The 16,569-nt window shown below is 67.0% G+C and carries 15 protein-coding genes; 4 read left to right on the forward strand and 11 right to left on the reverse strand.

The genetic code is table 11. The features are described from left to right. Nucleotides 1–734: 734 nt before the first annotated feature. The 11 genes from ACFQ0P_RS07450 to ACFQ0P_RS07500 form a co-directional block, all read right to left on the reverse strand. Nucleotides 735–1,178 carry a single-stranded DNA-binding protein gene (locus tag ACFQ0P_RS07450; protein ID WP_204977949.1) on the reverse strand — a complete coding sequence of 148 codons (444 nt, stop codon included), beginning with the start codon at nt 1,176–1,178 and terminating at the stop codon, nt 735–737. After that, entirely contained in the window at nt 1,175–1,693 is a 519-nt protein-coding gene (locus ACFQ0P_RS07455; protein ID WP_204977951.1) for a hypothetical protein, read from the reverse strand. The genes ACFQ0P_RS07450 and ACFQ0P_RS07455 overlap by 4 nt, the downstream gene beginning before the upstream one ends. Beyond that, nucleotides 1,686–2,087 (reverse strand): hypothetical protein, encoded by a 402-nt coding sequence (locus ACFQ0P_RS07460; protein WP_204977953.1) that lies wholly within the window; start codon nt 2,085–2,087, stop codon nt 1,686–1,688. The genes ACFQ0P_RS07455 and ACFQ0P_RS07460 overlap by 8 nt, the downstream gene beginning before the upstream one ends. Continuing rightward, complete coding sequence (locus ACFQ0P_RS07465; protein ID WP_378771790.1) at nt 2,084–3,886, reverse strand: type IV secretory system conjugative DNA transfer family protein; 1,803 nt, start codon at nt 3,884–3,886, stop codon at nt 2,084–2,086. Before ACFQ0P_RS07465 ends, ACFQ0P_RS07460 begins: the two co-directional genes overlap by 4 nt. A 31-nt stretch (nt 3,887–3,917) precedes the next feature. Continuing rightward, the gene (locus tag ACFQ0P_RS07470) at nt 3,918–5,198 is read right to left on the reverse strand and encodes a ParA family protein (protein WP_204977957.1); all 1,281 of its coding nucleotides are present in this window, start codon (nt 5,196–5,198) and stop codon (nt 3,918–3,920) included. Continuing rightward, on the reverse strand, nt 5,195–6,646 hold the full coding sequence (locus tag ACFQ0P_RS07475; RefSeq protein ID WP_204977959.1) for a hypothetical protein: 1,452 nt from the start codon (nt 6,644–6,646) through the stop codon (nt 5,195–5,197). Before ACFQ0P_RS07475 ends, ACFQ0P_RS07470 begins: the two co-directional genes overlap by 4 nt. Nucleotides 6,647–6,786: 140 nt before the next feature. Then, nucleotides 6,787–8,280 (reverse strand): SCO6880 family protein, encoded by a 1,494-nt coding sequence (locus ACFQ0P_RS07480; RefSeq protein ID WP_204977961.1) that lies wholly within the window; start codon nt 8,278–8,280, stop codon nt 6,787–6,789. Continuing rightward, a complete protein-coding gene (locus ACFQ0P_RS07485) occupies nt 8,277–9,746 on the reverse strand; it encodes a hypothetical protein (protein ID WP_204977963.1) in 1,470 nt (489 codons plus the stop codon). Before ACFQ0P_RS07485 ends, ACFQ0P_RS07480 begins: the two co-directional genes overlap by 4 nt. Nucleotide 9,747: 1 nt before the next feature. Then, nucleotides 9,748–10,047: a hypothetical protein gene (locus ACFQ0P_RS07490; RefSeq protein WP_204977966.1), complete on the reverse strand. Its 300-nt coding sequence runs from the start codon at nt 10,045–10,047 to the stop codon at nt 9,748–9,750. Nucleotides 10,048–10,071: 24 nt separating this feature from the next. Then, entirely contained in the window at nt 10,072–10,689 is a 618-nt protein-coding gene (locus tag ACFQ0P_RS07495; protein WP_204977968.1) for a M23 family metallopeptidase, read from the reverse strand. A gap of 1 nt (nt 10,690) precedes the next feature. Then, complete coding sequence (locus ACFQ0P_RS07500; RefSeq protein ID WP_204977969.1) at nt 10,691–11,425, reverse strand: hypothetical protein; 735 nt, start codon at nt 11,423–11,425, stop codon at nt 10,691–10,693. A 376-nt stretch (nt 11,426–11,801) separates the two neighbouring features. Between ACFQ0P_RS07500 and ACFQ0P_RS07505 the strand changes: the two genes are divergently transcribed. The 4 genes from ACFQ0P_RS07505 (at nt 11,802) to ACFQ0P_RS07520 (ending at nt 16,375) form a co-directional block, all read left to right on the forward strand. Next, complete coding sequence (locus ACFQ0P_RS07505; RefSeq protein WP_204977971.1) at nt 11,802–12,119, forward strand: hypothetical protein; 318 nt, start codon at nt 11,802–11,804, stop codon at nt 12,117–12,119. Nucleotides 12,120–12,224: 105 nt separating this feature from the next. Further along, nucleotides 12,225–12,488 carry a hypothetical protein gene (locus ACFQ0P_RS07510; RefSeq protein WP_204977973.1) on the forward strand — a complete coding sequence of 88 codons (264 nt, stop codon included), beginning with the start codon at nt 12,225–12,227 and terminating at the stop codon, nt 12,486–12,488. Nucleotides 12,489–12,719: 231 nt separating this feature from the next. Beyond that, nucleotides 12,720–13,052 carry a hypothetical protein gene (locus ACFQ0P_RS07515; protein ID WP_204977975.1) on the forward strand — a complete coding sequence of 111 codons (333 nt, stop codon included), beginning with the start codon at nt 12,720–12,722 and terminating at the stop codon, nt 13,050–13,052. Between the two features lie 389 nt (nt 13,053–13,441). Beyond that, nucleotides 13,442–16,375 carry a family 43 glycosylhydrolase gene (locus ACFQ0P_RS07520; protein WP_204977977.1) on the forward strand — a complete coding sequence of 978 codons (2,934 nt, stop codon included), beginning with the start codon at nt 13,442–13,444 and terminating at the stop codon, nt 16,373–16,375. Nucleotides 16,376–16,569 lie beyond the last annotated feature (194 nt).

The following is a 16,569-nucleotide window of genomic DNA, read 5'->3' on the forward strand; positions in this document are numbered from 1 at the left end:
GCGATTCGCGCCCGATCCCTTCTTGTGGAGGGTTTAGCGAGTAACTGTTGGACCGGGGCGGTCAGCTTTTGGGCTGCGCTCGACGGCGACGCCTCAGGGCACTCCCCGCCCCCTATCGACCACTCTTGCGGGAACCTTGAGGAAACATCAGCGGGCTTCAACTTGTCCCCCGAATGGGGGACAGGTACCGTAGCTTTCAGCGACGCCGAGCGGGACACTGGGGAGGTTCTGGGGATCTCGTTCCGCGAGGCTTTCGCACCTGGGTAACACCTACTTGCCGCGAGCTTGTGCTCGCGCAAAACAGCCCCCTCGAGCCAGCCAGGCACCAACCAAGCAGCCCGAGGGGACCGGACGGTCGCGACGCCGGGCCTGTTGGGGACAGGTCCGGCTCGCACCCTGGGGTGGTGCGTGCCCTCGAACGGCAGTTGGGGACGGCCTCGGGCGATGCGACGTCGCGACCACCCTACGATGCCCAGGCGTGGCGGGGCATCAATCCTTGAGGTGAACGAAACAACGCCGCCGAAGGCCGTCCTCGTTCAAGTCATAGAGCAATGAGCCGACAGACCCTAACGCGCGGCCCCTTGGGCGTCACCGGGCGCGGCTGCGTTGACGTCGTGCATGAGCTGGTTCGCGACAGGATTTGTCCTACCGGCAGGCGGGGACGCAGCGAAGTCGTGGAGATGGAGGAGCGGGCGGGAGTACGATGACTCCCGCCCGCTCCTTCTTGCGAGGGTTCAGCGAGCGACTGTTGCGCCGGTGGCCACCGGCGCAACGTACGGCCCCGTAGCCTCTGCTGCGGGGCCGTCAGCTTTTGGGCTGCGCTCGACAGCGATGCCCGAGAACTTCAGCGAGGCACCGACGTTGTCCGCGACGATATCGCGGGTTTCGCGGGTCTGACCGGAGTCCTTGTCGACGTAGGTGCCGAATCGCAGGTCGCCGGCGACGAGGACGCTATCGCCCTTGCGGAGCGAGTCGGCGACGTGCCGGGCCTGCTGGTTGAAGACGACGACGCGGTGGAAGACGGTGCCGGCGTCTTCCCATCGCTGCGTGCTCTCGTTGAGGCGTCGGTCGTTGACGGCGACGGTGAACCTGGCGTAGTCGGTGCCGGACTCTCCGGTGCCGTGTTCGGGGTCGCCGGTGAGGTTGCCCTCGATGGTGACCGGGATCTTGGTCGTCATGGGTGGGTTTCCTTTCGTTGTGAGTCACCCGGGTGGGTGTCTCGGTGGGCGTGGGCCTGGCTGGTCCACGCGTCCCATTCCGCGCCCGGGGTTGGCCAGGTGCGGGGCTTCGAAGCTTGGTGTCCGTTGTTGCAGCCGCCGCCGTACGCCTTGGCGAGGCGGGGGAGGGCGATGGCGAAGCGTTCGTGCCAACCGATCGGTCCCAAGCCGGCGTCGGAGCGGTCGAACATGGCGCGATGCGCGGTGTGGATGGCTGAGAGTTCTTCGACGAGCGCGCTGTGCTGGTACCAGCAGACGGGGATCACGGTCTGCGGGATGTTGTAGCGGACGGTGACCCACTCCACCCACCGCCGCAAGCGATCCCATTCATCGGCCGCGGTGGCGTCGGGGAGGGTGTACCAATCGACGATGTGTGCCCCGATCGCCTCGGATGACACATTCCGGCTGGCGCGTGGACCGGTGAAACCGGCCGCGAATGCTTGTTCGGCCCTGCTGACGTCCTCGTCGCTACCCATGGGGCACACCATCCAGCTCGGCGAGCTTCGCGCGGAGACGGTCTAGCGCGAGGGCAGAGGCAGTGCGCCGATCGCGGCCGCGAGAGAGGACTGTGTCGCGGTCGATGAGGCGGTGGAGCAGTTCGTGGCATCCGGGATGCAGCGGCACGAGGTCGCCGTGAGGCTCGCGGGCGCGCCACTGCCCGCCGTCCTTGTCGACGCCGTGGTAGTCGGTGTGGTGCAGCTCGAGCTCGGCTGATGTCGCCGGGTGCCCGCAGGCTTGGCAGGTGAGGGGGATGCCGGTGCGGGCGTGTGTGCGGAACCACCGGTCGCGGCGTGCGAACCACGCGGGCGACTTCAAGTAGCCGGTGCGGTAGGAGCGGTCGGTGTTGGCTGGGCGGCGGGAATTGCTCACTCGGGCACCTCCTCCACGGCCGGTTCAGGGTCCAATGCCGGTGCTGGTGCGGGGGTGCGGAAGACCTGGGCTTGTTCGGCTTCGGTGGCGGCTTTGGTGCTGCGGATGTCGGCGGCGTCGCGGCGCTCGTCCCAGCCGGTGAGTTCGAGCAGCACCCCGCGACGGTTGCGGTAGGCGAGCAGGCCCGCAGTTTGCGGCATCCGCCGGATCTCGTCGACCGACATCAACGGGACCCGTTCCCGGTGCTCGCTGGTGGAATGCCCCGCGTCGCGGGTGGACCAGGACCGGTTCGTCTGGCGGGTTTCCCTGCTGCCGAGGAGCGCTTCGATATCGCGGAGGTGATCGACGTGGCTCGCGCCCCCAAGGATGACTTTGGCGGTGGCGGCAGCCCAGATCGTGTCGGCCTCGGCACGCGACCAGGCGGTCTCGGCTTGGGAGAGCGCTTGAAGGACGACGAAGGTGCAGATTCCGCGGCCGCCACCGTCGGCCATGATGCGAGGGAGGTTTCCCCATCGGAACATGTTGACGATCTCGTCCAGGATCAGCCCGAGCGGGTGCGGCAGCCGGGAGCCGGGGGAGGCGAGCGCGCGGATGCGGGCGACCTCGACGATGTCGTCCAGCACCGCAGACAGCCAGCCGCCCATCGCGGATGCCCCGGAGGCGGAGCCGATCAGGTAGAGGGTGTTGGCGTCGTCGAGGAAGGTGCGCGGATCGAAGGTGCGGTCGCCGGGGCCGGGGTTGAGGGCGTCGCGGATCTGCGGGACGGCCAGGGGTGCGACGGCGCCTTGGACGCCAAACCAGATGGAAGAGGCGAGCTTCTCGTCGCCGGCGATGGTGGCCTCGAGGCTGTCGCCCCACCCGGGCGCGCCGTCGGAGCGGAGCACGTCGACCGCGGCGCGCGCGAGGTGTGGGCTGGAGCCCCAGTCGTAAATGTCGGCGATCGACCGGCCACCCACGGCGGCAGCGTGGAGGAGGCGGCCGAGGACGACTCCGGAGGCTTGCGCCCATTCCCCGTTCGTCTGCGAGGCCCCGAGTGCGGTGCCGGTGATGATCGCGGTGCCGCGCTGCATCGCCACGAGCGGGTTCTCGCAGCCGGCAATCGGTGAGATGCGAAGCGGGTGGGGGATGCCAGACAGGCCTTGCGGGTCGAACACGTGGACGTCGCCGCGGCGCTGCCGCATCCGCATCGTGGCGGTGAGGTTGTCGTTCGTGGTGGATGTGGTGATGAGCGGTCCGGTCCAGTCGAGGATCGCGGATATCAGCACCCGGTACCCCTTGCCGGAGCGGGGTGGGCCTTCGAGGGCGACGGAGTCTTCGATGGAGACGTAGACGTCCATGCCACGGGAGCGTCCGACCCGCCAGCCGACGTCGGACGGTCCGGGCTTCGCGAGGTCGGGGCGCAGTTGCGTGGCGCGGCGGAGGACTGCTTTGGCGGAGAGGTGGTCGCGGATCTCGGATGCGGGGGCGAAGCCGGGGCGGAGGCGGAGGTCGGTGAGGAAGGACCGGTCTGAGTGCCGGTATCGCCGGTACGCCGCCAGCGCCCACACCGCGATCGCGCCGACAAGCAGGAGCGCGACGAGGTCGAGGACGCGGATCTGCCAGACGGGCAGAGCACAGTCAGTGGGTGCGGTGTAGGTCGTGGGGTCGCCGGTGAGGGCGAGCCAGAGTCCGGAGAACAGGTTGGCGGGGGTGGGGCGGGTGCCGCAGATGAGCTGGGTGGTGGCTTCGGCGAGGAAGGCGAACAGGAGACTGAGCAGGATCGCGGCGGCCACCCCGACGGCGGCGATCCTGCCCAGCAACCCCTCAAACATCAGCCGACTCCCGTCCGGTTCAGAGTTGGGTGGCGGCGTGGGCGGCGACCGCCGCCCACGCATCCCTGGTGGCCGCACGCAGTGCGTCGAAGCGGAGTGGCCCGGACTTCAGTGCGGGGTCGAACGGGATGGTTGCGACCTGGCGGACGTGGCCGGTGAACCCGTCGACGATACGGTCCACCTCGAGTCGCCGGGTTGGTTCCGGGTTGGTGACTACGACGACCGCGTTCTCCGCGAGGTGGGCGGAGCGTTCGTCGCGGCGGCGGAGTGCGTCGAGGAGGAGGGAGGCGGATTCGGCGGGTTCGGGGGCGGCGAGGGTGGGGATGACGAGTTGGTAGCTGGAGTCGACCATGCGGAGCCAGCGTTCGGCGGATTCGTCGTTGCCGGAGTCGAAGATCACGAGCCGGTAGTAGCGGGCGGCGACCTGCATCAGCAGGTCGAACTCGGAGTGCTCGATTCGCTGATCCGTCGCGAGCAGTTCCGGGTTGGAGCGGAGCACGTCGTACCGGTCGGTGGTCTGGTGGTGCACGAACCGGGAGATATCCGACACTCCCGCGGCCGGTCCGAGGAGTTCCTCGGCGGAAGGGAGCAGGTCGCGGACGGTGGTGTCGTAGAGGCCCTGTTCGGTGCGCCAGCCGAGGGTGCCGCGGGTGTCGTTGTTGTCCCACGCGAGCACGTTCCCACCACCGAACCGCGCGTAGACGGCGGCGAGCATGGCGGTGGTCATGGTCTTGCCGACGCCACCTTTGCCGTTGACGACGGCGATGGTTCGGCATCCGGCCCACTGCCTCGAAACGACCTGCTCTCGCTCCCGTCGCGCCATCTCGGCAGCTGACGGCTTCACGGTGATGCCGAGGCTCGCAAGGGCTCCGCGCCATCCGGCGGTCGCAGTTTCCTGTCCGCTGTGTGGCGTGATGAAGGAGGTGCGTGCCGGCACCTCCGCCTCCGGCTCCTCTTCCAGGGGTGCTTCAGGTGCAGGTTCGGTGGATCGGATGTCGCGGCGAAGCGTCTCCTCGGGAGCGTCCGAGTCGTCGGCCTCAGTGGGCGCGAAGGCGTCGACGTCGGGGGCTTCGGTGATGTCGCCGGTGAGGGTGATGAGGAGGCGGTGGGTGCCGCGGTCGCCGGCGGTGACCAGCTCGACCGGTTCGCCGCTGCGGCGCGCTTCTTCGGCGGTGCGGGCGACGATGACCTGCCGGATGTCTTCGTCGGCGCCGACGATGAGAGGTTCGGTGTGACCGTCGGGGGTCGTGAAGGTGGCGGTGGGACCGGTGACGGTCGCGTACGCGCGTGGGGTGGTCATTGGTACTCCTTGGTGGGGGTGAGCCACCCGTCCACACCGGTGTCGGCGGGGGCGGGCCAGTACTCGTCCAACTCGTCCGGAGCGAGGACGGTGAGTTGGGCGGGGTCTTGATGGTCGGAGGCGCGGACGGCGTCGTCGGTCTTGAACAGCTCGTACTCCCATGGCGTGGACGTCGCGAAGCAGTCCACGAGGTAGGCGTATTGGCCGACGTAGGCGAGGAACTCGCCCTTGCGCAGCTGCCTCGCCATGTCGACGTGCGGCGCGGGCATGTTCAGCCGGGCGCGGAGCGAGGTCTGTTCTTGGTGGTTGGTGCGGAAGATGAACTTGTTCTCGATGTCGCCGACGATCGAGTAGGCGAGGTTGCGTTCCTGGGAGTCGGCGTCTCCGACCGCGTCAAGGTCGCCCATCTTGTGCAGGATCACGATGTTGCTGATCCCGTAGTGCCGCGACAGCTTCAGCCACTGCTGGTACATCTGCAGCGCGGCCAGTGAGGTCATGTCGCGCCAGCCCTCTTCGCGGATGACATACCGGGTGCGGTGCGCGGACCGGTCCGACACCACCGCCTGAATCCACGCGGTCGTGCACACCTGGGTGAGCTGGGCGACCAGGTCGCCGCGCGCGAACAGCTCGCTGGTGTCGACGACGACGATGGGGGCGTCCGCGTCGAACGCGACGGTGGACTCATCCTCAAAGAGGCCGGAGAGGTCGCCTTCGACGAACCGGCGCAGCACGAACCGCGGCTGCACGGCCGCTTCCGCGAGGCGGGTGTCGGTGCCGGGGTCGGCGGTCATGCGTCCGAGTTCGTCGTAGACGCCGCGGAGGGTGGGCTGGTCGTTGGTGTCGGTGATGCAGCGTTGCAGCGCGTCGTGGATGCAGGCGTGTTCGACGGCGGTGAGTCGTTGCCCGCCGAGGGCGAGTTCGATGAGGGTGATGAGGGTGGCGATGCGCCGCTGCCGCACCATCTGCTCATGCTGCTCATCGCTCGCATCCGACCGGCGCGGACCGCGATCCAGCGGGTTGAGCCGGGCGGTGGTGCCGCCGCCGAGGGTGATGACCTTGCCGCCGGGGATCGCGTCGGCGACGATCACCCACTCGCCTTTCGCATCGCTGGGGACGACGGCTTGGTGGCCGAAGGCGAGGGAGCGGGTGACGAGGGTTTTCACGGCGGCGGACTTCCCTGCCCTGTATGCGCCGAGGACGAGGATGTTGGTGGAGAAGGTGCCGCGCTCGGTGGCGTCGACGTAGGTCTCCCACGGGGAGAAGTGCCACAGCGCGTCCGCGTTCAGGTCGACACCGATGATGGGGCCGCGGTGGCCGAGCCCGGCGTCGGCCACGAACGGGTAGATCCCAGCCAGGTGCTGCGAGGTCGCCTGATGCGCCGGCACCCACGCCGGCGCCAGGTTCCAATAGCCGCCGTCGATCAGGCCCGGTCCGAACGGCCCTCGCACCGTGGGCTCAGGCAGGCTTCGGTCCCGGCGCGAGGTCCGCTGTGTCCGTTCGTCCGCACCTGGCGCCGCGGTTCGTTTTAGGGCACGACGCTCCTGCCGGCTGAGGCCGGCCGGCTCGAAAAACGGGGTGTGACGGGCCATCACTTCATCCCCAACCCCACCGGCAGTGCGTTGACCATGAGGGCTTCGGCTTGCTGGCAATACAGGATCTGCGCCTCCATCCCCGCCCGCGACAGCGCATTGCGCATCCCCGCGAGCGCCTGGTCGAGACGTTCCTCATCGGGGGCGGTGACGGTGAGATAGGCGCCGTAGCGGAACTCGCCGTGCCCGGCGACGATCTCCTGCTCCTGCTTCTCCAACGCATCCCAGTCCGCGGCATCCGCGGCGGAACCGTCGGCACCACGCTTGGCCCGCAGCTTCTCGTTCCCTCGCCACACCTTCTTCTCGTCCCGGATCCGCTTGAGCGCCTTCGAGACCGGGACGGGCGTGAGGACGAGGGAGAAGATGTGGGTCACCGCTTCGCCGGTGTGCGGGTGGCGGGCGAACACCACCGGCGCGACGAACCCGACCGGCGCGTCCGACCGCGGCCACTCGTGCACCCACATGGTCGTGTGGACCCCGGAGTCGGTGTAGACCACACCGTTCTTGCCCCTCGGTTCCTCCAGGTGCATCGGTCCGAGCGCGACCGGGTCGACGCCCGTGTGGGTGTCGTCGCGGTTCTGCACGACAGGGGCGAACTCTGGGTCGAACGACACCCGTGCCAGCGCCGCGACATCCCGCGGAGACAGCCACTTCCGGACGCTGACCTTCGCGGCCCGCAGAGCGTCGGCGAGGTTCCTGGCCTCGAGGTAGGCGAGGGTCTGGATGGCGTCCTTGCCGCCGCCGAGGGACTTCAGCTGCGGGCCGAGCGCGATCAGGTCGAGAGTGAAGGTGAGGTAGTTGCGGTGCGCGACCGCGAACCGTTCCGACCCATTCATCACCTCCTCGTAGTTCTCCCCGACCGGCGTCGCGGCGTCGAGTTCACGGCGGACGCGGACGGTGTCGTAGTGCTCGCGGGCTGCACGGATCGTGGTGGGCAGGGTGCGCTCCTGCAGCGTGACCCGTTTGACGCCGGAGCGTTGGGTGAAGGAGGCGAGGACCTGCGCCCACTGCTGGGCGAGGTCGTACCGGTCAGGGGTGTCGTGCATCAGAAACCCCTGCACCTCGAGCTCAGCTGTCACGGACACGGTTCGTTCGTGCGGGTTGTAGAGGCAGGCCACGTCGTTGACGTCCCAGAACTGAATCGACGCCCGCACCCCCGGTAGATTCAGCGTCCCCACCAGCTCACGCCGCTCCGGACGGAACCGCTGCTCGGTCGCACCGGTCGCGTGGCGGATCTGCTTCATCACCCACAGACCGCCCATTCGCGGCGCGGAGATCCCATGGATCGTGGCGACAGCGGTGCCACCGAGGGCGAGGTAGATCGGGGCGGAATAGAGAAGCCCGGGAGGGCCGAACCGGTTCACGGCGACCAGCACGGTGACTGCGGCGGCTGTGAGGAAGGTGAGCTGCCACCCATCCATGCCCATCACGATCCCCTGCCGGGATCGCCGCGGCAGCCGGACCGGGCGCGCGAGATCGGGAGTCGTGGTCATGACGGAGTCCTCTCCACTCGAGGCGACGACGGCGGCGCAGATTGCCCGTGACTTTGCTGCCGCGAGGGAGCTGTGGTGCGAGTCGCAGGCGGCGCGGTCGAAGTCGCGCCGGCGGTCTTGTTCGCGGGCGAACTAGCACCTTGGGCGGTCGATGTCTTCGCCCCGCTGGCCGCGCTCGTTGTTGTCGTCGCGGTGCGGCTCGTTCGGCTGGCCGCGCTGCTCGCGACACCTGCCGGAGCACTGCCGAGGCGGGTGGGGATGGCGACTGCGGTGCGTGCCGCGCGACCACCGAGGTGGCCGGCGTGGCTGCCGAGGCGGGAGCCGACGCCGTCAGCGGCGACCGCGCCGACGAAGCTGAACAGGCCGAAGATCGCGAACGGTGCGAACGCCACCAGGGCGAGGCCGAACAGCAGCGGCCATGCCTGTGGGTCCCAGATCGTGTTCACGGCCGAGAGCCCGTTGATGATGAGCGTGACGAACCCGATCGTGAGCGGACCGGTCAGCAACAACACCACGACGGCGGACACGTACCGGACCACCCACTGCGGGCCCACACCGCGGACGGGGAACAGCATCCACGCCACGGGGCCGACAGCGATGAGGGCGGCCAGGACGATGTTGCGGAACGTGAACACCAGCATGAGCAGCAGCATCCCGATCATCAGTAGCCCGTGGATCAGGAACGCAAAGAAGTAGTTCGCCTGCCCGCCTGCCCACATCACGCCCTGCAGGGTCGCGAACAACGCGGACGGGCCGTCGCGGCTCATGATGTACCAGGTCATGTCATCCACCGCGTTGAGCAGGTGCCCCGTCAACCAGAGCGTGATCGGAACGGCCGCGACCGCGACGAATGATCGGCCGATCGCCGCGATGACCTCGCCGCGGTCGCCAGAGACAACGGCGGCGGTCACAGCCCACACCATGGACCCGAACGTGACGATGAGGATCGCCCACGCCCAGAACGACCACTCCCCGGTAGCCGCATCCCACAGCAGCGACGAGGTATCGAAGCGCATGTTCGCGGCGACGGCGTACATCATCGATGTCGCCCCCATCGCCATCCCGCGCCCCGCGTTCTCAAAGGTGATGCACGCGACGTCCCCGATGCTGCAGCCGTACTCGACGAGCGCGACCTTCCCGCCATCGGCCTGTATTGCATCCGCGTGATCCTCGTACGTCGTGCAGACCGTGGTGCGCTCACCCGTGACGAGCACGCCGAGGTAGCAGGTTTGTGCGGCGACTTCGGCGGGGTTCGTCGGCGTACACGTCACTTGATTGCTCGCCGCCCGGCAGTCCACTGGGTGAGCGGGTGCAGACCAAGGTTCGCCTGTGATCGCGGCGGCATCCATCGAGACGAGAGCTGTGGGGTGGTCAGCGGTGCCAGTCGCGAGGGCAGGCGCGTGCGCGGCGATCGCGAGGCCGGCGCCGAGCGCGAGCGAGGCGAGCAGGATGCGCACGGCATGCATGTCAGAAGCCGAAGTCGAAGTTCACGAAGAACGCGAACAGACCGCTGGCTGCGCCGAGGACGGCGGCGGCCAGGAAGATCCACATGATGCTCTCTCCCGCCCAGGTGCGAACCCGGTCGGATGCCAGCCCACGAAAGGCGAGGGCGGCGCCAGCGAGGATCAGCATCACCAGGACTACGAGCATGGCGACGGCGAGGATCCATGACGCGATGACTTGGAAGCCTTCGAAGAAGGGGGCCGAGTAGTCCGGTTGGATGTCGGGGACGTCGACGTCCAGCGGGATACGAAGCGGGGTGGCCATGGCAGTTCCTTCCGATGGTTGCTCTCAGATCAGGGGGAGGCCGCGAGCGGCCATGAACGGTTGTGGATCGAGTCGGACGTCGTTCTCGCGGACCTCGAAGTGCAGGTGACAGCCGAACGACCGTCCAGTATTCCCTTCCGCACCGAGGGCGGTCCCTGCGGTGACGGGATCGCCGACTTTGACGCGGATCGAGTCCCATTGCATGTGCCCGTAGATCGTGACGAGGCCGGCACCGTGGTCGATGCGGACGGAGTTCCCGTAGTCGAGGTAGACGCCCGCGGTGATCACTTCGCCGGGTCCGGCCGCGTAGATAGTGCTGCCGCACTCTTGGGCCATGTCGTAGCCGCGGTGCTGGGCAGGGCAATAACTGCACCCGACCACCGGTCCGTATCCGAAGCCGCGACCCTTCGTATACACGCCGGCGAGCGGGTATCCCCACTCGCCCTTCACCGCGGGACCGCCACCGGGTGCCTCGGCGGCGGGGACGCCCATGCTCGCGCCCATGACGGCGAACGGGATCGCGATTAGCGGGGTAAGCGCGATCGCCGCGACGAGCAGGACGGCGATCACGATGCCGACCACCACTCTGCGTCCCGTCCTCGTTCCGGCGAGGGCAGTGACGGCAGCGGCCGGGGTGGGCATGTCAGGGCTCCACGGGCTCCGTGAAGTAACGCACCACCTTGCAGTCCCCGGCCTGCTGAGCCGAGTCCGGCGTCGGAACCGACCCCGCACCGCACAGCACCTGCACACTCACCCGCACTGACTCCTCGAACGAGGATTCGCCGCCGGCGCCATCCGTTCGGGTGAACGTCAGAACGACATCCGCCGTCGCGATCGCCATGTCGCCCGATGCGTTATCCGTGACCTGACCGGTCACGACGCGCCCAGCGACAGCGACCACCCGGCCATCCTCGGCGGCGAGGGAATCCCACTCCTGCTCGGGTAGGACCACTCCCTGTCGTAGTTCCAGCTGAGCGGCCTCGAGCTCTGCCTGCTGATCAGGGGCTGAGCTGTACCTGGTGTCGGGAGTGAACCACGAGTCGAGGTAGGCGAGCCATTCGTCTCGGGAAGCCTTCGTAGTGTCGAATGTCGCAGCGGCCTCGAGCGCGGCGGCCGCGTAACGCTCGGCGTCGGTGGTGATCGGTTCAGCCCGCCAACCGTTCTCCTCGGCTGCCGCGTCCACCACCGCGTCTGCTGGATCGGTGGCCGCGGGGGTCGAGGAGGGGAAAGAACTAGGTGTCTCCGTCGGGGCGGATTGCGGGGGCCGCTGATTCGACAGTGCGACGATGATGATCGCGATGATCCCGGCGAGCAGGATTGCGCCGCCGATGATCGCCCATCCGCGGGCGCGGCGCGTTCCAGGATTCGGTGACGTCATGATCCGCACCTCCCGGCAACCGGGCGGCCCCGATCGGTGCGAGTTGCGACACGTGGGGGACACGCCGTCCTGGGCATCCTACGCACGAAAGGGTCGAACCGAAAAGGTTCGGTTTCCTTGTTTCGGGTGACACGCAGAGCGCTGCAGCGCGGGTCGCCCCGGGGAGGGCTTGACGCACTTGGGTCGCACCCTACGCCTGGTCGACAGGCGTTGTCTGTCGGAACTTCGGGGGACACCGAGCGGGCCGCGAGAGCGGCACGGTATGCGATGTCCGTCGTTGACATGAGTGTAGGTTACATGCATACACTCGGAATGTGTAGAACTAATTCATACGGTTCCACTGGACGGCGACACCCGGCCCGCGAAAGAATGAGGCATGCCGAGAGTCGCCCGCCCCGCGAACGCAGAAGCCGCGGAGGATCCCATCAAGGCATTCGGCAGCATGCTCAAGGCCGGCATCATCGGCCACTTGCGCGCGCACCCGGACGGTGGGCGTAAGGAGATCTCCGACGCGCTCAACCTCCCCGAGCAGACCGTCATCACCGGCATCGACGAGCTCCTCAAGTTCGAGCTGCTCATCGCAGACCCGCCGCGCGAACTCGCTACCCGCGGGCAACGCGTTCGATACCGCGTCAATGACGAAGCCGTAACCGAGATGTACCTTCGCCTAGGGCTCGCGATCGGAGAGATTTAGCGCAGCTCCCGTTCGTATGTGCCCCGACGTTTCGTTGGATCGCTGACCCACCTGGCCGGGACGTTGCGGTGTCTCTGATCGGTGGCGGAGGACCCGATGCTTTGCGTGCTCGATGTCACACTCGCCCCGGGCGTCGCGCCGCCCATTCCCGACCCCGCGCGCCGGTTTCACACGACCGGTTCGTGCGGGCTGTGCGGCAACGCTCTCATCGAGGCGTTCTGGTCCACCATGCAACGCGAGCCACCCGACCGAACCAGCTGGGACTACCGGGCGCAACTCGCGTCGGCAATTTTCGAGCGGATCGAGGGCTTCTACAACCCCCGCCGCCGGCACCACCAGCCTCGACAACTTCAGCCCCGCCGACGATGAAGCCCTTCACACCGCCGCCGACATCGCGGCATGATCAACCCACAGGAACCGTCCGGGAGACCGGGTCAGGCTCCGCTGAACAGGCGCCAATCTGTGCGGTCGTCACCGCAAACCAGACTGACCGCGACTACGTCGCGACCACTTCATGGAGCGACATGGACTACGCGACCACGACGGCGACCCTTGGTACGCTCTCGCCCGCTCTGGCGGAGCTCGAATCGGATGCGTTCGATGAGCGCACTGAGTCCCTTACGTCGAATCTCAGTTCCGATCTCGGGTCTGCAAACCAGCAGTATCGTGCCCGTCAACCTGGGGGAACTGGAGGAAGAGGGCTTCCTGACTGCGGATCCGCTCCGCGCGACGCGCAAGCAGGGGGAACGAGTGGTCTACCGCGTGCACGACGCTGTTGTTACTGAGCTCTATCTGTGGCTAGGCCAGGAGATCGGCGAAGTTGAGTCGTGTCTCCCACTGTATATCGGAGGAGGAACGGCCCACGAGGCGGCCGGCGTGGCTCTCGCGCGCCGCTGCTGCCTTGACGCCTCGCGTGGGTATCTGTCCATCTGAAGTCGTGACACTTGTCGAGCACGCGCCGGTGGCCTCGCAGCCCCCGTGTGCGGATCACCCGCCGATTACCGTTCTGCGCGTGCCGGTTCAGTCGACTAAATCGGTTCATTTCGACCTCCCCCACCACTCTCATGTATGGATTGCGCCAGTCTTTGCGTCTCTGAGACCTTGTTGACTTCCGTTTCGACGTCGGCCTATAGTCGGAGGAGCCACCATATGAATCGATTCATAATGCGGACGAGAACGACAGTGAGGTCGGAGGACTTGTGAACAGAAGCAGAATCCGGTTGCGAATCGCAGCCGTAGTCGCAGCGCTAGCCATAGCTGGGGTTGGAGTGGTCGGGTCCACCGCGGCCGCCGCGCCACCAGAACCGACCGGCGAAGAGACGGTGACTCTCATCAACCGCGACCGCGCTGGCTATGAGACTCGCAACGCCCAGGGCCAGATCACCGGCTACCGCGACGGCACGCTTCGCTTCGACCTGAACGGCGATGCTCTCGACGCGCACGACGGTCAGATCCTGCGGTACGGCGATACGTACTACCTGTACGGCACCACGTACGGATGTGGCTTCCAGTGGCAGGCGGCGGGATCGCAGTTCTGCGGCGTGAAGGTGTACTCGTCGCCGGACCTCGTGAGCTGGACTCCGCACGAGGATCTCTTCGATGCCTCGACCGAGACGTGGCAGGAGCGCTGCGGCGAAGGAACCTACGGGTGCTTCAGACCGCACGTCGCCTACAACGAGGCCAACAATCAGTATGTGATGTGGCTCAACGTCTACGACAACGTCTCGGGCTACCGGGTCTTCGTGGCGGACAGCCCGATCGGCCCTTTCACCGAGATCGACGAACCGGAGCTCGCCTTTCCCAAGGGAAATGATGGCGGCCTGAACTACGGCGACCACCAGATCTTCATCGATGACGACAATTCGGCCTATCTCGTCGCCACGGATTGGCTGAGTGGCGGCGACCTCGTCGTCGAGCGCCTGAACGACGACTACACGTCCGGTTCAGGCGATTGGTCACGGGTCGGACTGCGGGCGACCGAAGCGCCCACGATCTTCGAACGCGATGGCACGTACTACTTGACGTATTCGGACCCGAACCGCGGATACATGACGACAGGGACGGGCTTCGTCACGGCGGACAACCCGCTAGGGCCGTGGACAGGTACGAGCGCGAGCGCGGACTCGTGGGAGATCCGCGACGGTGCGTTGCAGATCACGGGAGGCAGCGTCGGCTACTCCCGTGACGGCGAGGACTGGGGCGACGTAATCGTCAAAGCCAACGTGACCACTCGGAAGGCAGCCAACGCCGACTACTCACAGTTCGGCATCGCGTTCGGCGGCGGCTATCAGTGGCTGGTGGGCAACTACGGACATGCCCAGGCGCCGGGAGGCAACCTCACGAAGATCCGACCGGACGGCGGGATTCAGATCGTCGCCACGCCACAGCTGATCGCGGTCGGCGAGACGCTCGACATCGAGATTCGCGCGATCGGCGACACGATCACGACCTCTCTGAACGGTGAGGTCTTCGATACCACCCCGCGTACGACCGCGTTCTCAGGCCGTGTGGGCTTCCGACACGACCAGTCTGCAGGAGAGTCGGTCACGGTGAACCACATCGAAGTGACTGATGCATCCGGAGCTGTGCTGCTCGAGGATGACTTCTCGCAGGGCCTCGGCAACTGGGACCGCCCGCCGGCGATCATCAAGGGCACGAACATCACGACCACGTCGTGTGGCGGCCAGCCGACAGATGTCCTTCCGATCGAGACGTCGACGGGGACCGTGTACCTCTATCAGTCCGATGTCTGGTCGGATCAGCAGAAGTCGGGACGTGCACAGGGGAACCAGGCGGTCGCGAAGCACTACTGGCAGCCCCTCGAGTTCGATGAGAGCGGTGCGATCAAGCCGATCACGTGCGGTGCGCGCTACGACGTCACCATTCCGGTCGGGCCTGCTGCGGAACTCCCGGAGCGTGGCTCGGTTTCATCCGGGGATGAAGGCTTCCTGACGTACTGGGATGTCTCCGGCGGGCTTCAGCGCGCCCAGACGTTCACAGCTGAGGAAGCGGGCTCACTGTCTGCCGTGCGCTTCACCGCATTCCAGCGTGACCGGCCTGCACCGACGGGCCCGCTCCAGCTCGCGCTCCACCGAGTGAATGCCGACGGGACGCCGGGGGAGACGATTCAGCAGCTGACGGTCCCGCAATCGGAGGTCTCGTATGCGGCGCGTTGGGTCGAACTCCAGCTCGAGGCGCCCCTCGCGGTGTCGGCGGGCGACCAGTTCGCCATCGTGATGTCGACGCCGTCGAGCATCGCCTACGGCTTCGCATACAGCGACACCACGCCGTACACGGGCGGAAAGGCATTGATCTCCAACAATGGCGGTCAGACCTGGACGGTCGAGAACGGCAGGGTGCTGCACTTCGAGGCCGACATCACCTCCGTGGCGCCGCCGGCGGACACGGTCGCACCGACCATCAACGTCAAGCCGGGTGCGCAGGGCAAGGACGGTGTGTTCCGCGAGGTCTCGTTCGCGTTCTTCGATGAGGGGAAGACGGACAAGGTCATCCTCAATGGTGTGGAGACGGACCTGACTGACAGCGTCGATGCATATCTCGATGGGGTCAAGCCGGGCGCGTTCGGTGGCAAGGCTGGTAGCAACGAGCTCAAGGTGTACGACACGGCAGGCAACGTCGCGACGCTGGGCTTCGTCCTGGACGTCACCGGCCCGACGGTAACGATCAAGGGTGGCGCGACGGAGACGGTCGGGACGGCATCGGCCGGGTACGAACTCCTCTCGCTCAAGCTGTTCGATCAGTACAAGGTGGACGTGCTCACGCTTAACGGTGTCGAGAAGAACCTGACCGACAACACGTGGTCCGACCTGAACGGTGTGAAGCCGGGTGTCTTCGGGGCGGTGCTCGGGACCAACGAATTGAAGGTGTACGACGTCGCAGGCAACGCCACGGCCGTCAGCTTCACCCTCGTAGCTCCCGCGCCTCCCGTGCCGGCTTGGGTGTCGACGAAGGTCTACAAGAAGGGTGACAAGGTCTCGTACGGCGGCGCGGTCTACGTCGCGCAGTGGTGGACCCAGAACGAGAAGCCAGGCAGCTCAGCAACGGGTTCGTGGATGGAACAGGGCGCTCTCGTTCCTGCAGCGGGAGTGAGCGTCCTTACCTGGACGGCTTCGTGGGTGTACACGCGCGGCGAGACGGTGGCGCACGACGGTCACACGTGGAAGGCCAAGTGGTGGACGCGCAATCAGCAGCCGGGTGATCCCCACGGTCCGTGGCAGGATCTCGGCACCTACTGATAGCTGAGTGTCAAGAAGGGCCGGTCCGCGAGGACCGGCCCTTCTTGACGTAAACCGGGCGCGCAACCCAGGCCGGCCACTCGACCCGCGAGGTTTGTAGGGGGCTGCTGTGCGCATGCATCTCTTGACTGATATCCCTCTCGGCGGGAGGGGTGATGTCGTCAGCGAACGAGCGGGGTGTGCTGGGGTGTGCG

It is taken from the genome of Microbacterium insulae (genome assembly GCF_042677065.1).
In the GTDB taxonomy this organism is placed as follows: Bacteria; Actinomycetota; Actinomycetes; order Actinomycetales; family Microbacteriaceae; genus Microbacterium; species Microbacterium insulae.

Coding starts and splice junctions, on each gene's coding strand:
- ACFQ0P_RS07450 (WP_204977949.1), bottom strand. CDS start 1,178: ATGACGACCAAGATCCCGGTCACCATCGAGGGCAACCTCACCGGCGAC.
- ACFQ0P_RS07455 (WP_204977951.1), bottom strand. CDS start 1,693: ATGGGTAGCGACGAGGACGTCAGCAGGGCCGAACAAGCATTCGCGGCC.
- ACFQ0P_RS07470 (WP_204977957.1), bottom strand. CDS start 5,198: ATGACCACCCCACGCGCGTACGCGACCGTCACCGGTCCCACCGCCACC.
- ACFQ0P_RS07480 (WP_204977961.1), bottom strand. CDS start 8,280: ATGACCACGACTCCCGATCTCGCGCGCCCGGTCCGGCTGCCGCGGCGA.
- ACFQ0P_RS07485 (WP_204977963.1), bottom strand. CDS start 9,746: ATGCATGCCGTGCGCATCCTGCTCGCCTCGCTCGCGCTCGGCGCCGGC.
- ACFQ0P_RS07490 (WP_204977966.1), bottom strand. CDS start 10,047: ATGGCCACCCCGCTTCGTATCCCGCTGGACGTCGACGTCCCCGACATC.
- ACFQ0P_RS07495 (WP_204977968.1), bottom strand. CDS start 10,689: ATGCCCACCCCGGCCGCTGCCGTCACTGCCCTCGCCGGAACGAGGACG.
- ACFQ0P_RS07500 (WP_204977969.1), bottom strand. CDS start 11,425: ATGACGTCACCGAATCCTGGAACGCGCCGCGCCCGCGGATGGGCGATC.
- ACFQ0P_RS07505 (WP_204977971.1), top strand. CDS start 11,802: ATGCCGAGAGTCGCCCGCCCCGCGAACGCAGAAGCCGCGGAGGATCCC.
- ACFQ0P_RS07515 (WP_204977975.1), top strand. CDS start 12,720: ATGAGCGCACTGAGTCCCTTACGTCGAATCTCAGTTCCGATCTCGGGT.